Below are 14,968 nucleotides of genomic sequence, written 5' to 3' on the forward strand. Positions count from 1 at the left end.
GCCCAAGGGCGCCCTGCCGCATGTCGGTCGTCTTCGGAGCGCCCGCGGCCTCTTTGCCCTGCCCTACGCGGCGCGTGGCTGTCGCCCTTACCGGAGATGACCGGGCTTGCCGGTCTGGCGGCAGGCCCCCTCCCCTGCCCCGTCATGCCGCCTGGGCTTTCAGCCTGCCGTAGAAGCTGCGCTGAAGATGCAGCTCCCCTGCCCCGGCCTTTGCAACCATGCCGCGCAGATAGCCGCTGGGAGAGGCAAGTTCACCCGCACAGTGCTTTTCGAAGACAAGCGCCAGTGCCGCCGTTGCCAGCTGTCCGCCCAATCGAACCTGTGCCAGGGTCCAGGCCTGTTCCGAGACCCCGATCATCGGTCTGAGCTGCCCGGCAATGCGGTGCAGATCGCCCCAATCTCTCAGGAAGCCGCCCATATTGCGCGCCCAAGAGGCAAATTCGGGACAGGCCTGCATGACCGTGGACAGATCCACCGGCGCGGGGGTCTTGGGTGCGTCGCTTGCCCTTTCTTTGGGGGTCGCTTCGATCTGATCCCGCATGCGGGGGCTCGGCAGAACGGTCGGGAGCTCGGCATTTTCGGTGTCATTACGGGTTACTTGATCAAGTTGATTGGTAATTTGTATGTGGGGTTCGGAATTGGCCTCCCTGGGGTCCGTTTCCATAGTGTTTTGCGTGCTTTGTCCCCAGGTTTTCTCTGCGTTTTCCACAGCTTGCGGCTGATCTGTTGCCTGCAGATAGGCTGCCTCGACGCGCTCCAGAAGCTGGGTGAACCAAGCCAGCAATCTTGCGAGCTGTTCCGGGGTCTGGTGGCGGCGCGGAAGGCGTCCCAGAAGCTCTTCAAAGAGATGGGTGAGCTGCGTCCAGGGGCCGCGCAGGGTCGCGCTGACGGCGGCTTCGATCCGTGCGCGGATCGTCCGGCGCGCGACGGTGATCTGGCGTTTCAGGCGTTGGCAGAGCGCGCGTTCGGCCTGCAAATCGGCGTACAGGGCCTCGAACTCGGCTGCACGGGCCGAGAGCGGCGACAGGTCGAAGCCATAGGCCTCGACGATGCGGCCCCCGGCGTCCCGGTGGCCCCAGCGCTTGCCATTGGGGCTGTCCCGGAAAGAGACGACACCCGCCTCGGCAAGCCGCCGCGCGTGGCGCTTGAGCGCAGACAGCGAAAAGCCGGTCTGCGCCATCAGGTAGGCGTTCGACGCCCAGACAATCGGGCGCTGTCCCTCGTCCCAGTCCTGGGGCTGGGTGAAGGCCCCGAGCGTGTCCAGCAGCATCATGTCGCCGGCCTTGAGGCCAATGGCGGCCCCTACCCGCTTCACGGCCACGAAAGCCCGCGATTTGGGTACTGCGACCCGTTCTCCGGCGGCTGCATGGCGCTCTGCGACGGCAAGGCCGACGGTGGCCTTGCGCCAACCCGACGTGCGCTTGCTGTTGGGCACAGCTCCGCCGGTCTGAGGCATGATGACCCCAGTTGCCCCGTTGGGGGCATCGATGAATTGTTCCATCCTGTATCAGCAGACAAAGAAATCCCGTTCGCTCAGGAGCGATTCTTCTTGTATGGCGATTCGTTGGCTGCTAAGTTCCAGGTGTCTAATCTAAGAATTGCGCTTTGCGCAGCAGCCCTCGAAGCTTCGGTTTCGGGGGTTTTCTTTGTTTACCTTTCCTCCTTTCTGCTCGTCCTCAGGTGTCATCCTTCGAATTTACATCTGTAAACTCGGCGTAGGATTTCTTTATGATTTCCTCGAGATTGCTCTCGAGCCAGGTCGCGAACTCGGCGTTTGCACCGGATTTCTTGACCGACATGGACAGGCTGCCTCGCCCTGCCTTGATGACCACGCCCTCCATGGGGGTGATTTCTCGGGGACCATGGCTCCCTTTGGTTCCACGCTTGAGCGCTTCCCTGACAAGCGCATCCAGGCGTTCGTCAGAGGTCAACGCAGGGCTCATCCTGGCCAGGACGCCAAGCGCGACCGCTTCGGTCAGCTTGCGATCAAGGAACAGCTGGGCCAGTTCCGTCCATCTGGGCCGGCCGGATTTTGGCGCCGGGCCAATCGAATCGCCAACCGCCGACGGGACGTTCTGCGTCACTTTGGTCAGGTGCGAATGCCCCGATGCGGACAGGTTCAGAACCTGCCGCACGGTCGCGCCTTCATGGCCGGCGGCCTGGATGGCGTCGGCGAAACGCGCCTTTTCGTAGAACGACAGGTTGCGCCGCGCCGCGTTCTCCAGCCCCTTGGCCAGCAAGGCCGTGGCGTCATCGAGATCCTGAACATTGGCCCGGACCTTGATGCCGAGTTCGCGGCAGGCCTTCAGGCGGCGGCGGCCATAGATAGCTTCAAAGCGCCCCTCTGCCGTCTTGGAACGCCGCACGAGGATCGGCACCTGCTGCCCGCCATCGCGGATGCTGGTCTTGAGGGCCTCGAAGCCATCGTCGCTTTCTTCGGTGTTTACAGCTGTAAACTCATCCAGCCGGTCCTTGGGGCCCCAGTCATCGATCAGCCCGGGATCGATCTCGCGGATCGAGGCCAGAGACCCCTGCAAGGCCCCCAGGGCGGGTGCGCTTGTCTTCGGCGCGCGCTCTTTCGAGGCATTGCCTGACCGGGCAATGGTGCTGGCAATGCCGGACATGTCGCGAAGGGTTTTCCGTGCCATTACTGACGTCCCCATGATTGCTGGATCATCGTCTCGACCTCGTGCCCGACCGCATCCACCGACCCCTTTGCACGGTCGTAGGTCGCGCGGGTCATCTCGGACCGCACGACCTCGTAGATCGACTGTTTCAGCATGGTTGCGTCGCTGATCGCGGTGCTTTTCAGGGCGGTCGCGGACATGACCCGATCCTGAAACAGGGCGCGCATGAAAGAGGTCAGCTGCTGCGACGGGACGTCTGTCGGTTCGTCCCGGGTGATCAGGAATTTGAAATGATCGTACTGAAGCGTCGCCCCGGCGTCCTCGATGACGCCCATGTAGGCGCCCGCCAGTTCGAGGAACTGCGCGGTCGACGAGACATCCAGCATCGAGGGGGTCAGCGGCACGATCAGAGAGCTTGCAGCCGCCATCCCGGCGATGGTCAGGAAGCCCAGCTGCGGCGGGCTATCCATCAGGACCAGGTCGAAATCGTCCTCGACCTGCGACAGGGCGTTTCGGATGCGGGTGAAGAACGGCTGGTCGGGGTTCGAATGCACCGCGGATTCGGTTTCGAACTCGGACAGCATCAGCCGCGACGGCGCAATTGACAGGCCCGGGAAATAGGTGGGGACCACGACATCCGCCATGCTGACGGGTTCGTCATAGCGGATCGCGTCATAGACCGTCAGCCCGTCGAAATCGATCTCGGGGCTGATGCCGCACATGGAGGTCAGCGACCCTTGCGGGTCGAGGTCGACCACCAGAACGCGGTAGCCGCGAAGGGCGAAATAGTGGGCAAGGTGGATCGTTGTCGTGCTTTTGCTGGAGCCGCCCTTGAAGTTCATCAGCTGCCAGACCTGCAGCTTCTCGTCCCCGGACCGACGCGGCAGGTAGCGGCCTTTCTTGCGGGACGACTTTTCCAGGATCTCGCGCGCGTTCCAGATCTCTTGCGCCGTGTAATAGCGCCGCCCGCCACGAACGTCTTCAGGTTCGGGGATCGTGCCCTCGGCATGCACCTTGCGCATGAACTGGCCAGAGACCCCAAGCAGCTCTGCCGCTTCCGGCGCCGAAAAAGAGCGTAGCGATTTTGTGCTGTCTGGGGCAAAAGCAGAGAGGAGATGTTCCCGGATTGCGGCATTCAACCGTTCGGAAATATCCGTCGCGAGCGCCGACGGCTTCTCGCTTGCCAGTGGTGTCACAGGAATCATCTAGTTGCCCCAAATTCGAAAATGTGGCCTTTTCCACGCCACTTTGGGGTAAGAGCATTGATTCAAGAGGCTAAGTCAAGAATTTTCCTCGATATAGTGCCCATTTAAACCGCGCGTGCCCAGGGCTGTCGCCGGGCTTCATTCTGCGTTTACAGCTGTAAACTCGCGGGCAGAGGCCAGACCTTCGACAACGCGCTGCGAGGTTTCGGCATGGCGGGGCCATGCGGGGTCTCGAAATCGCTACCTGCTATTCATGTCGGGATAGGGGGGGCGCTGGCAAGGCCGCTTGGTAAACGGGCAGGGCAAGGCCTGAAAAATGTCCGCCAATCCGCGGCCGGTGCGATCATCGGCGGAGATACCTTTGAAAGCGGCCATAGCCGCAAGAGGCGCCTTAAGGCGGAGGATCTGTGCCGGGCAGGGGGGGCATGGGGCCGGGGCAAAGGGCGCGCCGGACCGACCGGCTGGTCCGGCGTGGGCCGGGGTCATATGATCCAAGATCGGCCAGGCGATATCCCCGGTCTGTCCGACCGCGCGGAAGGGCCGGGCGCTCAGGCGATCGCAACTCTGAACCGGGCGCTGTCTTGGCTTCTGGCAGCAGGCGAGGCGCCGAAAAGCTGCCTCAGGCCGGAAAAATGTCGTTGAAATCGCCCTTGTTGCATCGCGAAGGGACTGGACAGGGTAATTTCGCGCGATTTCAGTCGGTTATCTTCATCAGTGAGTGTGTTGCCTTCAATGTGGCCCTTGTCTCGGTAGATTCAGAGGTGACAGCCCTCCGGCGGTGAGCCGGGGTTCGGGACGGGTTGCGGCAGGGCCACGTCTATGCGGCAACCCCGCCGCGCCTGTCGGTCGCCGTTCCGAGCAGGGCAGGGGGGCAAGGCGCCGCTCCGCGAAACCCCGGGGTCCGGCAGCCCAAGGGCCGCTACCAAAGTCCTCCCTTGGGTGAGCCGCGCTTGGATGTACAGTCTTGGGCGGGAGGACGGTCATATGGTCGAGCGGCATCACGTCGAGGAAATTGCCGAGGTTCTGGGCGGGCGCGCGTCCGGGCGGGACAGCTACGTTGATGCCTCGTGGCGGCGCTGCGTCGAGCTATACGGCATGGATCCGACGCGCAGCGATCCGGCCCATATCGTCACCGAAACCGAGTTCCGCCTTCACCGCGATCAGGCCGACTGGATGATCGGCGCCGCGCGATCCAGCCTGCAGGGCCTGTTCCGGCAGGTGACGGGCCAGAACTACGTGCTGCTCCTGACCGATGCCAAGGGCGTCTGCGTCGACTTCTACGGCGACGACCTGCTGGTGGACGAGTTGCGCAAGGCGGGGCTCTACCTTGGCTCCAACTGGTCCGAAGACCTTGCGGGGACCTGCGGTGTCGGCGCCTGCATCGTCACCGGCGAGCCGGTGACCGTGCATCAGGACGATCACTTCGGGAACGCCCACACCGGGCTGTCCTGCACCGCGGCGCCGATCTACGACAGCCTCGGGCAGCTGGCGGCGGTTCTGGACATCTCGCTTTTGCGCTCTCCGGCGCCGAAGAGCAGCCAGAACCTCGCCATGTCGCTGGTGACGGCCGCGGCGCGGCGGGTCGAGATGGCGAACCTGATGGCGGCCAGCCGCCGCGAATGGGTGCTGCGGTTCTCGACCAGCCCGGAATTCCTCGACGTCGACCCCGAGGCAGCGGTATCGCTGGACGGGGCGGGCCGCGTGATAGGTGCCACGCGCGCGGCGACGCGGATGCTGTCGGGCGGCAAGAGCCTGATCGGCGCGCGGATAGACGCCCTGCTGGGGTTGAGCGTCGACGACCTGCCCGACCTGATGCGCGACCGCCCGACCGAGGACCGGGTGGTGGCGCTTGGCGATGGCGGCGCCGTCTTCGGCCACGCCATTGCGCCGCAAGCGCCCCGCCGGGCACCGGGTCAGCCGAGTGCGCCGGCCCTGCGGGCGCGCGGCGGTGTTCTGGCCACCCTCGCCGGGGGCGACCCGGCCATGACCCGGCTGCTGTCGCAGGCCGAGCGGCTGGCGCCGACGCCGGTGCCCCTGATGCTGTGCGGTGAAAGCGGCACCGGCAAGACCAAGCTGGCGCGGGCGGTGCACATGGCTTCGCGGCGCGGCGGTTTCCTGGCTCTCGACTGTGCCGGGGCCGATGCTGAGACGCTGCGCGCGGCGCTCTCTGGTCAGACGGTCCCGGGCACGCTGCTGCTGCGCCGGGTCGAGGATCTGGCGCCCGAGGCCGCGCGTGTCCTTGCGGGTCTTCTGGATGCGCATCCCGACATGCGCCCGATCGCGACAACAGGGCAGGCCGCGTCCGAACTGTTGGCGCAGGGGAGATTGCCCGCGATGCTGTATCACAGGCTGGCCGGGGCGGTGCTGGCGCTGCCGCCCCTGCGCGAAAGGCAGGACCTTGGCTGGCTGATCGACCGCCTGCTTCGGCGCCGCGACGGCGGCGAGATGCGGCTGACCCCCTCGGCGCGGGCAGAGCTGATGGCGCGCGACTGGCCGGGCAACCTGCGCGCGCTTGGCAATACGCTGGACGTGGCCTGCGCCTTGGCGGAAACCAAGGTGATCGACCTGCCGGACCTGCCCGCCGCGCCCCGGTCCCCGGCGCCAGAGCAGGATCTGGAGGCGGTTCTGGACGCCTGCAACTGGAACATGGCCCGGGCCGCGCGCCGCCTTGGGGTCAACCGCTCGACTGTCCTGCGCCGCATCCGCAGGGAGGGGTTGCGCGCGCCCGACTGAGATGTTGCGCGGCGTTGCATGTGCAACATGCTGCTTCGCAGCACCGTGTTTCCCGGGCAAACCTGCCAGATTTTCGTAGAGTCAACGGGGGCCGTTTCGCCACTCTCCGGGCATCACATTGCCGATGAGGAGGAAACGCAATGCTCGACTCGACAGTCACCGATCAGGTGCAAGAGACGCTGGATAGCTTGAACGCCGCGCTGGAGGCAGGCGATGCCAGGGCCGCAAGCGCGCTCTTTGCCACGGACAGTTACTGGCGCGACCTGATCGCCGTGTCCTGGAACCTGAAGACGGTGGAGGGGCCGTCCGGCGTTCAGGACATGTTGACCGCGCAACTGAATCACACCCAGCCGCGTGGCTTCGCCATTCAGCAGGGCGAGGTGCCGGGCGAAGAGGGCGGGGTCATCACCGCCTGGATCACTTTCGAGACCGCCGTCGGGCGCGGCTGGGGGCTGATGCGCCTGAAGGACGGGCGGATCTGGACGCTGCTGACTGCGCTTCAGGAACTGAAGGGGCATGAGGAAAACCGGGGCCGCCGCCGCCCGATGGGCGCGGAACACGGCGCTGCCAAGAACCGCAAGTCCTGGAAGGAAAAGCGCGAGGCCGAGGCCGCCGAGCTGGGCTATACCGAACAGCCCTATACCGTGATCGTCGGCGGCGGGCAGGGCGGCATCGCCCTTGGTGCGCGGCTGCGGCAGCTTGGCGTGCCGACCATCGTTCTGGACAAGCACGACCGGCCCGGCGACCAGTGGCGGTCGCGTTACAAGTCGCTCTGCCTGCATGACCCGATCTGGTACGACCATCTGCCCTACATCAAGTTCCCGGACAACTGGCCGGTCTTCACACCCAAGGACAAGGTCGGCGACTGGCTGGAGATGTACACCAAGGTGATGGAGATCAACTACTGGTCCCGCTCCGAGGTGCAGAGCGCGCAATATGACGAGGCCAGCGGCACATGGACCGTCAAGGTCAATCGCGACGGCGAAGAGGTCACGCTGCGCCCGACGCAGCTGGTGCTGGCCACCGGCATGTCGGGCAAGCCCAACCTGCCGCAGTTCCCGGGCATGGAGGGTTTCAGGGGCACGATCCAGCACAGCTCGCAGCACGACGGCCCGGATGACTGGACCGGCAAGAAGGTGGTTGTCGTGGGGTCGAACAACTCGGCCCATGACATCTGCGCCGCGCTTTGGGAGGCGGACGCCGACGTGACCATGGTTCAGCGCTCCTCGACCCATATCGTGCGCTCGGACACGCTGATGGATATCGGCCTCGGCGCGCTCTATTCCGAAGAGGCAGTGGCCAATGGCGTGACGACGGAAAAGGCCGACATGATCTTCGCCTCGCTGCCCTACCGGATCATGCACGAATTCCAGATCCCGCTCTACGAGCAGATGAAGGAACGCGACGCGGATTTCTATGCGGGGCTGGAAAAGGCGGGCTTCGATCTCGACTGGGGCGACGACGGGTCCGGCCTCTTCATGAAGTACCTGCGGCGCGGGTCGGGCTATTACATCGACGTGGGTGCCAGCCAGCTGATCATCGACGGCGCGGTGAGGCTGGTGAAGGGGCAGGTGGACCACTTCGACGAGACCGGCGTGGTGCTGTCGGACGGCACACATCTGGACGCCGAGCTGGTGGTCATGGCGACCGGCTATGGCAGCATGAACGGCTGGGCCGCCGATCTCATCAGCCCCGAGGTCGCGGACAAGGTCGGCAAGGTCTGGGGTCTGGGTTCGGACACCACCAAGGATCCCGGCCCCTGGGAGGGCGAGCAGCGCAACATGTGGAAACCCACCCAGCAGGAGAACCTCTGGTTCCACGGTGGCAACCTGCATCAGTCGCGGCACTATTCGCTGTATCTTGCGCTGCAACTGAAGGCCCGGATGGAGGGCATCGAGACCCCCGTCTACGGGTTGCAAGAGGTGCATCACCTGTCGTGATGCGCCGATGGGGGCGCGCCGGATCGGGCGCGCCCTCGTGCCCGGCATTCCGCTTTGCCGGGATCGGGGGCAGGATCGCCGGACGGGATGGCCCACAGGATCGTCCCTTTCGGCTCTGCCACGCGGTTCCGAAGGGGACGACAAAGGCAGGGGCAGGGCTCTGGCTCGCCTGCTTCAGCATGATCCCGGCCCGACCGGCTGGCGCGGAAATCGCGCCAGCCGGGGGCCCGGCTCAGTACCAGGTCAGCGCCGGGACGTAGGAGATCAGCAAGAGGACCAGCAGGGACACCATGTAGAATGGCAGCAGGGCCTTCACCGTCGCCCCGATCCCCACCCGCGCAATGGCCGACGAGATGAATAGCGTCGTCCCGACCGGCGGCGTGTAAAGCCCGATCGACAGGTTGACGACCATCATCAGGCCCAGTTGCACCGGGTCCAGCCCGATGGCCTGACCGATGCCGACGAAGATCGGCCCCAGCAACAACACGGCGGCGGGAAGGTCGAGCACGGTGCCGATCAGCAGCATCACCACGTTCAGCGCCATGATGACCATCCAGGGCTCCGAGAAGGTCAGGCTGACCCATTCCGCCAGATGCTGCGGCACCCGTTCAAGCGTCAGCACCCACTGCATGGTGGAGGAGGCCATGATGATGATCATCACCGCGCCCGTCATCATCACCGTGGCGACCGAGGCCTCCCACAGGACGCGCCACGACAGGTCGCGGTAGAGGATCCCGCTGACGGCCATCGCGTAGGCCACGGCCATCACGCTGACCTCGGTGGGCGTGGCGATGCCGAAGCGCAGGGTGCCGATCACGAAGACCGGCATGAACATGGCGGGCAGGGCGATGAACAGCTGGCCCTTGAAGGCGGCGAAACCCCCTTCGAGCGGCGCGCGCGGCAGGTTGCGCCGCTTGCCGACCAGCGCCACCGCACCCATCATGCCCACCGCCAGCAGCACCCCCGGCAGGATGCCCGCGACGAAGAGGTTGACGATAGAGACGTTGGCGATCAGCCCATACAGGATCAGCGGGATCGAGGGCGGGATCAGCACCGAAACGGTCGAGGAGGAGGCATTGACCGCCGCCGCGAAGGCGGGCGGATAGCCGCTGTCCTTCTGCACCGGGATCAGCGCGTTGCCAAGCGCCGTGGCATCGGCCACCGCCGAGCCCGAAACACCGCCGAACATCACCGAACCAAGCACGGAAACCTGACCCATGCCGCCCTTGAAGCGGCCCACCAGAAGGCGCGCGATATTGACGAGGTAGGTGCCGAACCGGCCGGACATCATCAGGTTGCCGGCAAGGATGAAGAAGGGGATCGCGAGCATGGGGAAGCTCTGCGTGGGTGAATAGAGCCGCTGTGCCAGCACGGCCATGGACTTGCCGTCCAGCCAGAGCGCGCCGGCGACGCCGCCGAGGATGGCAAAACCCACCGGGACGGCGCCAAGCAGCAGCAGTACGAAGATCCAGATCATTGTCGCGGACATGGTCGGGGCTTTCCTGTCAGGGTCCGATCAGCTCAGACTCGTGGGCGTGACGAGGCTCTCTTCGAGGGTCTCGTCGCGCAGGATGAGGCGCAGCAGGTCGCAGGTCGCGATCACGCTGATGCAGGCGAAGGAATAGGGCAGGCTTGCATAGCCCCAGACCTGCTTGATCCCCAGCGTCGACAGCGACTGGAAGGTCGAGGCGCGCAGGATCGGCTGGCCGCTCCAGACGATCGAGACGGCGATCACCAGCACGATGCCCTGCACCGCGATCAGGATGAGCCGCCGCAGGGCGGGGGGCATCATGTCGGGCAGCAGCGTCACGGCGATATTGCGGTTGCGGGCCGAGGCCACCACCAGCCCGCCGGCCACCAGCCAGGGCAGCAGCACCGCGTGGATCTCGTAGGCCATGGGGATGCCGGTCGTGAAGATGTAGCGCAGCACGACGTTCATCAGCAGCAGGGTGAACATCACGGCCATGGCCGTGACCGCGATCACCCGCGCGCTGTAGTCCAGCCCGAGGGTCAGACCGCGGCACAGCGTCAGGAGCCCGTGGACAAGGGGGCGTTGCCGCCCCCCTGCCGCGTCCGAAGAAGACCGGGTCATTGCCCTTGCGCTGCCTCGCGCAGGGCCGCGACCAGGTCGGGATAGGTTTCCGCATACTTGTCGTAGACCGAAGCCGTCGCCTCGACGAAGGCCTCGCGGTTGGCGGTCGCGAAGATTGCGCCTTCCTCTTCCATCGTCGCCTGCAGCTTGTCGTTGCCTTCCTTGTTCAGCTGACGCTGAAGGGCACCGGCCTCGCGGGTGGCGTCGGTCACGCAGGTCTGGGTCGCCTCATCCAGACCTTCCCACCATGCAAGGCCCACGACGACGGGCGAGGCCTCGTACATGTGGCCGGTCAGGGTGATGTAGGGCGTGATCTCGTGCAGCTTGGCGAAGTAGATGTTGGTCAGCGGGTTTTCCTGACCTTCGAAGACACCGGACTGAAGCGCCGAGGGCACCTCGGACCAGGCCAGCGGGGCAGGGGAGGCACCAAGCGCCTCGAAGATGTCGACCGTCATCTCTGCCGGGGGGGTGCGGATGCGCATGCCCGACAGATCCGCGGGTTCCAGCATGTGCTTGGACAGGTGGGTGATGTGGCGGATGCCGTTGTCCCAGTAGCCCACGACCTTCAGGCCGGACGCATGCGCGCGCTCGTCGATCAGGGCGCCGACTTCGCCGTCCACGGTCGCCCAGGCGGTTTCGAGGTCGGGGAACAGGAAGGGCAGGCCCAAGAGACCGATTTCCGGCACGATCTGGCTGAAGGAGCCCTGCGAGTTGGCGGTGATCTGGATGATGCCCGCGCCGACCGAGGTCAGCATCTCCACGTCATCGCCCATGGTCGCCGAAGGCGCCACGTTGACCGAGGACCCGGTGCATTCGGTGTAAAGCTCGGCCCATTTCTCCGCCGCGATGTAACGCGGGTTTCCGGGGTTCTCGCCGTGGGCGAAGATCACGTCTTCGGCCTGTGCGGCCCCTGCCAGCAGCAGGCTGCCCGCCAGGATCGCAGTCATCTTGGTCTTCATGTCTCACTCCTCCGTTATGTTTGACACTCACCATGCAAGGTCTTCAGGATCTCCCGGACGAGATGCCGGTGGTCCTGACAGGTCTTGCGGGCCTTCTCGCAGTCGCCTGCGATGATCGCCGCGACGATCAGACGGTGCTCCCTCACCGAATTGGCCCTGTCGACATGGACCGGGCTGATGAAGGACAGCACCGACCGCATCTGGTTTCTCGCCGAATTGTAGCCATTGGCGAGCAGCGGGTTCTCCGCCATTTCGAAAATCGCCCGGTGGAACCGGTCATCCAGTTCCGCCCATGTCCGCACCTGTTCGCGGGACAGGTTGCGGTCCATCTCGTCGACCAGCGAGGTCAGAAGGGCGTCGATATCCGCGCCCGCGACCACGCCCGCCTTCACTTTCTCGGCCAGCAGGTAACCGGCCATGCCGTCCAGCCCCTCGACCAGTTCGTAGCCCTTGATCAGGTCCTCGATGGTGTAGTGCCGCACGAAGGTGCCCGAGCGCGGCAGCACCTCGACCAGCCCGTCGGCCTCGAGCTTCTTGATGGCGTCCCGGACGGGCGTGATGCTCATCTCCATCTCCGCCGCGATGCGGTGGACATCGAGGGGCGCGCCAGCCCTGAGCGAGCCATTTATGATCTGATCCTGAAGAATTTCGTATGCCTTCTTCGAATAGTTCTGAGCCATACGCCCCCCTGTGAAATGCTGTCTGGGTCACATGAGGTCGGTGTATACGCCCGCGATGTCCCTGTCCGAAAGCGGGACGTAATTGTTCACCAGCAGGCGCTGCTGGGTTTCGATGACTTTGGCGGCATAGGGTTCGACGTCTCCCTCGGCCATGCCGTAGTCGCGCAGGCGCTTGGTCGGCACGACCTGCGCCAGAAGCGCGTCCAGCGCGTCGAAGGGGTTGGTGCCGTCCTGCGGCAGGTCGAGCACCTCGGTGATCACCCGGGCGATCTCGGCGATCTTCCCCTCGGGCGCCTTGCGGTAATAGACCTTGAAGACCGGCGGCAGGAAAAGCCGCGTCGCCTCGCCGTGCGGGACGTGATGGGCGCTGCCGAAGTGCATGGCGATGGCGTGCACGCCGCCCGCAAGCACGTTGGCCAGCGCGATCCCGGCCATGTTGCTGGCGATCAGGTAGGCCCGCGCGTCCTGCGCGATGACCGCGCGGCCCTGTTCGACGATGCGCCTGTAGCCCTGAAGGATCGCCTTGATCGCGGCCATGCAGAACATGTCGGTGTAGGGGCTGGCCTTGGGCGCGAGGTAGATTTCCATCGCGTGGACCAGCGCGTCGGCCGAGGAGGTCGCGAAGACCGGGTAGGGGATCCTGGACAGGAATTCGTCCACCAGCACCGCGTGGTCCGCGAAACCGGCGTCGAAGGCCTTCCCGATCTTGCTGCCGATGGCCGGGAAGTCGAAGACCGAGACGCAGGTCACCTCGCAGCCGGTGCCGCAGGTGGTGGGCGCAAGGATCAGCCCGACCTTGCGGCCCGGCTGCACACCCGCCTCGAACAGCCCCGCCACATCGGCGTCCGAGTCGAGCGCCAGAACCTTGGCGCTGTCGAGGATCGATCCGCCGCCGATTGCCACCAGCCGGTCGAAATCCAGCTTGCGGATCGCCCTCAGCATTGCGTCGACGGCAACATCGGTCGGCTCTCCGTCGCAGAAGTCGTCGTAGAACAGAACCTGTGCCGCGCTGTCCTGCATGAAGGTCTCGTGCAGGATGCGCTGGGTGAAGATCAGGTCGCGCGCGCCAAGGGCATGGGCCTCGGCAAAGGCGGCAAAGGTGTCATGGCCGTGAAGCTGCGGGCGCAGGGCGAAATGCATGGGCTCAGGCCTCCGCGCCGAGGCGCAGGGCGGCGATCCGGTCCAGAAGCGCGCCGTAGATCGCCTGATCGTCGGGCACCGGACGGTCCAGCGGCTCTGCGATGCGGGTGGTGTTGTAGTAGTGTTTCTGTGTCACGTTCTCCGAGACGGAGTTGCCGCCCCAGCTGCCGCAGCCCAGCGAGAAGGTCTTGGCCAGCCCGTTCGCCCAGCTGCCAGAGTTCGCCACGCCGTGCGGCTGGCGCACGATGACCCGCGAGGTCCGTGTTTCAAGGCCCAGGCGCAGGATGCGGTCGGGGTCGTTGGAATGGATCCCGCAAGAGTGGCCAGAGCCAGAGTAGTCGGTGATGGCGTTCACCAGACCGACGGCCTCGTCGAAGCTATCGTACCGGTAGCAGGTCAGCACAAGGCTCAGCTTTTCGCCGGAAAAGGGGTGGTCCGTGCCGGTGCCGGTCTCTTCGACCACGAAGAAACGCGTGCCCGGCTTGACCGTGATCCCGGCGATGGCCGCGATTTCCTGAACCGGACGGGCCACGACCCGGCGCGAGACATGGCCGTTTTCCCAGATCACCGCGCGCAGCCTGGCCTTTTCCTCGTCAGAGGCGATATGCGCGCCCTCGGCTTCCAAAGCCTTGAGGAAGCCACCGTAGATCCCGGCCTGCACGATGATCGAGTTTTCCGCCGAGCAGCCCGAGGCATTGTCGCCGGTCTTGCCTATCCGGATCTTCTCTGCCGTCTCGGCAAGGTCCACGGTTTCGTCGATGATGACGGCGGCGTTGCCGACCCCCACGCCATAGGCGGGCTTGCCCGAAGAATAGGCCGCCTGGACCATGTCGCCCGAACCGGTCGCCATGCTGACGTCGCATTGCGCCATCAGTTCCGCGGCCAGCGCCTTGGACGGGGTTTCGATGCACAGCACGAGGTCCTCGGGCGCATCCATGGCGCGCAGCACCTGCCGGATCACGTCCACCACGTAAAGGGTGGTCTTCTTGCTGGCCGGGTGCGGGGCGCAGATCACCGCGTTGCGGGCGCGGATGCCCAGAACCGCCTTGAAGATCGGCGTCGCCTCGCAGTTGGTGCTGGGCACCAGGGCCGCGATCACGCCATAGGGCTTGGCGATGGTGGTGATGCCGTTGGCCGTATCGCGGTCGATGACGCCGACGGTGGGTTCCTTGCGGATGTCGTGGAAGATCGCGGGCATCTTCTGCGCCAGCTTGGCGCGCTTGCTGTCGACAAGGCCCATGCCGGTCTCTTCAAAGGCCATCTCGGCGATGCGCGAGGCCATTGCGGGCTGCGACAGGTGATAGACGATGGCGCCCGCGATCAGGTCCACCTGCTCTTGGGTGTAGCCGTTCAGCACGGCCTGCGCCTTGCGTGCACGCGCCACGAGTTCTGCGATCTGCTTCGCCGGTTCGGTCATAGATCCTCCACGCGCATCACGGCCCTCTCCAAGACGTGTGATGCATCAGTAAACACATCAGATTCGATTTCGGGGGTCAAGCTGCATGCTCTGCGCATCCATGTCAACTGATACATCAGATGATATATCTATTGATGAGGCGCAATCGGGACTGGTATGATCCGCCGACGGAAAT

11 protein-coding genes are annotated in these 14,968 nt (G+C 65.1%); 2 read left to right on the top strand and 9 right to left on the bottom strand.

All coding sequences use genetic code 11. From position 1 onward, the window contains the following. Positions 1 to 142 precede the first annotated feature (142 nt). The 3 genes from repC to repA form a co-directional block, all read right to left on the bottom strand. Entirely contained in the window at positions 143 to 1,456 is a 1,314-nt protein-coding gene (gene repC / locus ACN5KJ_RS15985) for a plasmid replication protein RepC (protein ID WP_418595065.1), read from the bottom strand. Between the two features lie 220 nt (positions 1,457 to 1,676). Next, positions 1,677 to 2,648 carry a plasmid partitioning protein RepB gene (repB, locus tag ACN5KJ_RS15990; RefSeq protein ID WP_418594984.1) on the bottom strand — a complete coding sequence of 324 codons (972 nt, stop codon included), beginning with the start codon at positions 2,646 to 2,648 and terminating at the stop codon, positions 1,677 to 1,679. After that, a complete protein-coding gene (repA, locus tag ACN5KJ_RS15995) occupies positions 2,648 to 3,832 on the bottom strand; it encodes a plasmid partitioning protein RepA (RefSeq protein ID WP_347168517.1) in 1,185 nt (394 codons plus the stop codon). Before repA ends, repB begins: the two co-directional genes overlap by 1 nt. A gap of 984 nt (positions 3,833 to 4,816) precedes the next feature. Here repA and ACN5KJ_RS16000 point away from each other — a divergent pair. After that, positions 4,817 to 6,565 (top strand): sigma-54-dependent Fis family transcriptional regulator, encoded by a 1,749-nt coding sequence (locus tag ACN5KJ_RS16000; protein WP_418594985.1) that lies wholly within the window; start codon positions 4,817 to 4,819, stop codon positions 6,563 to 6,565. A gap of 140 nt (positions 6,566 to 6,705) precedes the next feature. Then, positions 6,706 to 8,505, top strand: a complete 1,800-nt coding sequence (locus ACN5KJ_RS16005) for an NAD(P)/FAD-dependent oxidoreductase (protein WP_418594986.1) — start codon at positions 6,706 to 6,708, stop codon at positions 8,503 to 8,505. A gap of 232 nt (positions 8,506 to 8,737) precedes the next feature. Here the strand turns inward: ACN5KJ_RS16005 and ACN5KJ_RS16010 are convergent, their stop codons facing one another. Genes ACN5KJ_RS16010 through ACN5KJ_RS16035 form a run of 6 tightly spaced genes read right to left on the bottom strand, consistent with a single transcriptional unit; the run spans position 8,738 to position 14,793 of the window. Beyond that, positions 8,738 to 9,994 carry a TRAP transporter large permease gene (locus tag ACN5KJ_RS16010; protein WP_418594987.1) on the bottom strand — a complete coding sequence of 419 codons (1,257 nt, stop codon included), beginning with the start codon at positions 9,992 to 9,994 and terminating at the stop codon, positions 8,738 to 8,740. Positions 9,995 to 10,021: 27 nt separating this feature from the next. Then, on the bottom strand, positions 10,022 to 10,597 hold the full coding sequence (locus ACN5KJ_RS16015; RefSeq protein WP_347168520.1) for a TRAP transporter small permease: 576 nt from the start codon (positions 10,595 to 10,597) through the stop codon (positions 10,022 to 10,024). Further along, complete coding sequence (locus ACN5KJ_RS16020) at positions 10,594 to 11,556, bottom strand: TRAP transporter substrate-binding protein (RefSeq protein ID WP_418594988.1); 963 nt, start codon at positions 11,554 to 11,556, stop codon at positions 10,594 to 10,596. Before ACN5KJ_RS16020 ends, ACN5KJ_RS16015 begins: the two co-directional genes overlap by 4 nt. A gap of 14 nt (positions 11,557 to 11,570) precedes the next feature. Then, on the bottom strand, positions 11,571 to 12,236 hold the full coding sequence (locus ACN5KJ_RS16025; RefSeq protein ID WP_418594989.1) for a GntR family transcriptional regulator: 666 nt from the start codon (positions 12,234 to 12,236) through the stop codon (positions 11,571 to 11,573). Between the two features lie 27 nt (positions 12,237 to 12,263). Then, positions 12,264 to 13,376: an iron-containing alcohol dehydrogenase gene (locus ACN5KJ_RS16030; RefSeq protein ID WP_418594990.1), complete on the bottom strand. Its 1,113-nt coding sequence runs from the start codon at positions 13,374 to 13,376 to the stop codon at positions 12,264 to 12,266. Between the two features lie 4 nt (positions 13,377 to 13,380). Next, on the bottom strand, positions 13,381 to 14,793 hold the full coding sequence (locus ACN5KJ_RS16035; RefSeq protein WP_418594991.1) for an aldehyde dehydrogenase family protein: 1,413 nt from the start codon (positions 14,791 to 14,793) through the stop codon (positions 13,381 to 13,383). Positions 14,794 to 14,968: the final 175 nt, after the last annotated feature.

This window comes from Ponticoccus sp. (in: a-proteobacteria), from assembly GCF_048381735.1.

Coding starts and splice junctions, on each gene's coding strand:
- repC (WP_418595065.1), bottom strand. CDS start 1,456: ATGCCTCAGACCGGCGGAGCTGTGCCCAACAGCAAGCGCACGTCGGGT.
- repB (WP_418594984.1), bottom strand. CDS start 2,648: ATGGCACGGAAAACCCTTCGCGACATGTCCGGCATTGCCAGCACCATT.
- repA (WP_347168517.1), bottom strand. CDS start 3,832: ATGATTCCTGTGACACCACTGGCAAGCGAGAAGCCGTCGGCGCTCGCG.
- ACN5KJ_RS16000 (WP_418594985.1), top strand. CDS start 4,817: ATGGTCGAGCGGCATCACGTCGAGGAAATTGCCGAGGTTCTGGGCGGG.
- ACN5KJ_RS16005 (WP_418594986.1), top strand. CDS start 6,706: ATGCTCGACTCGACAGTCACCGATCAGGTGCAAGAGACGCTGGATAGC.
- ACN5KJ_RS16010 (WP_418594987.1), bottom strand. CDS start 9,994: ATGTCCGCGACAATGATCTGGATCTTCGTACTGCTGCTGCTTGGCGCC.
- ACN5KJ_RS16015 (WP_347168520.1), bottom strand. CDS start 10,597: ATGACCCGGTCTTCTTCGGACGCGGCAGGGGGGCGGCAACGCCCCCTT.
- ACN5KJ_RS16020 (WP_418594988.1), bottom strand. CDS start 11,556: ATGAAGACCAAGATGACTGCGATCCTGGCGGGCAGCCTGCTGCTGGCA.
- ACN5KJ_RS16025 (WP_418594989.1), bottom strand. CDS start 12,236: ATGGCTCAGAACTATTCGAAGAAGGCATACGAAATTCTTCAGGATCAG.
- ACN5KJ_RS16030 (WP_418594990.1), bottom strand. CDS start 13,376: ATGCATTTCGCCCTGCGCCCGCAGCTTCACGGCCATGACACCTTTGCC.
- ACN5KJ_RS16035 (WP_418594991.1), bottom strand. CDS start 14,793: ATGACCGAACCGGCGAAGCAGATCGCAGAACTCGTGGCGCGTGCACGC.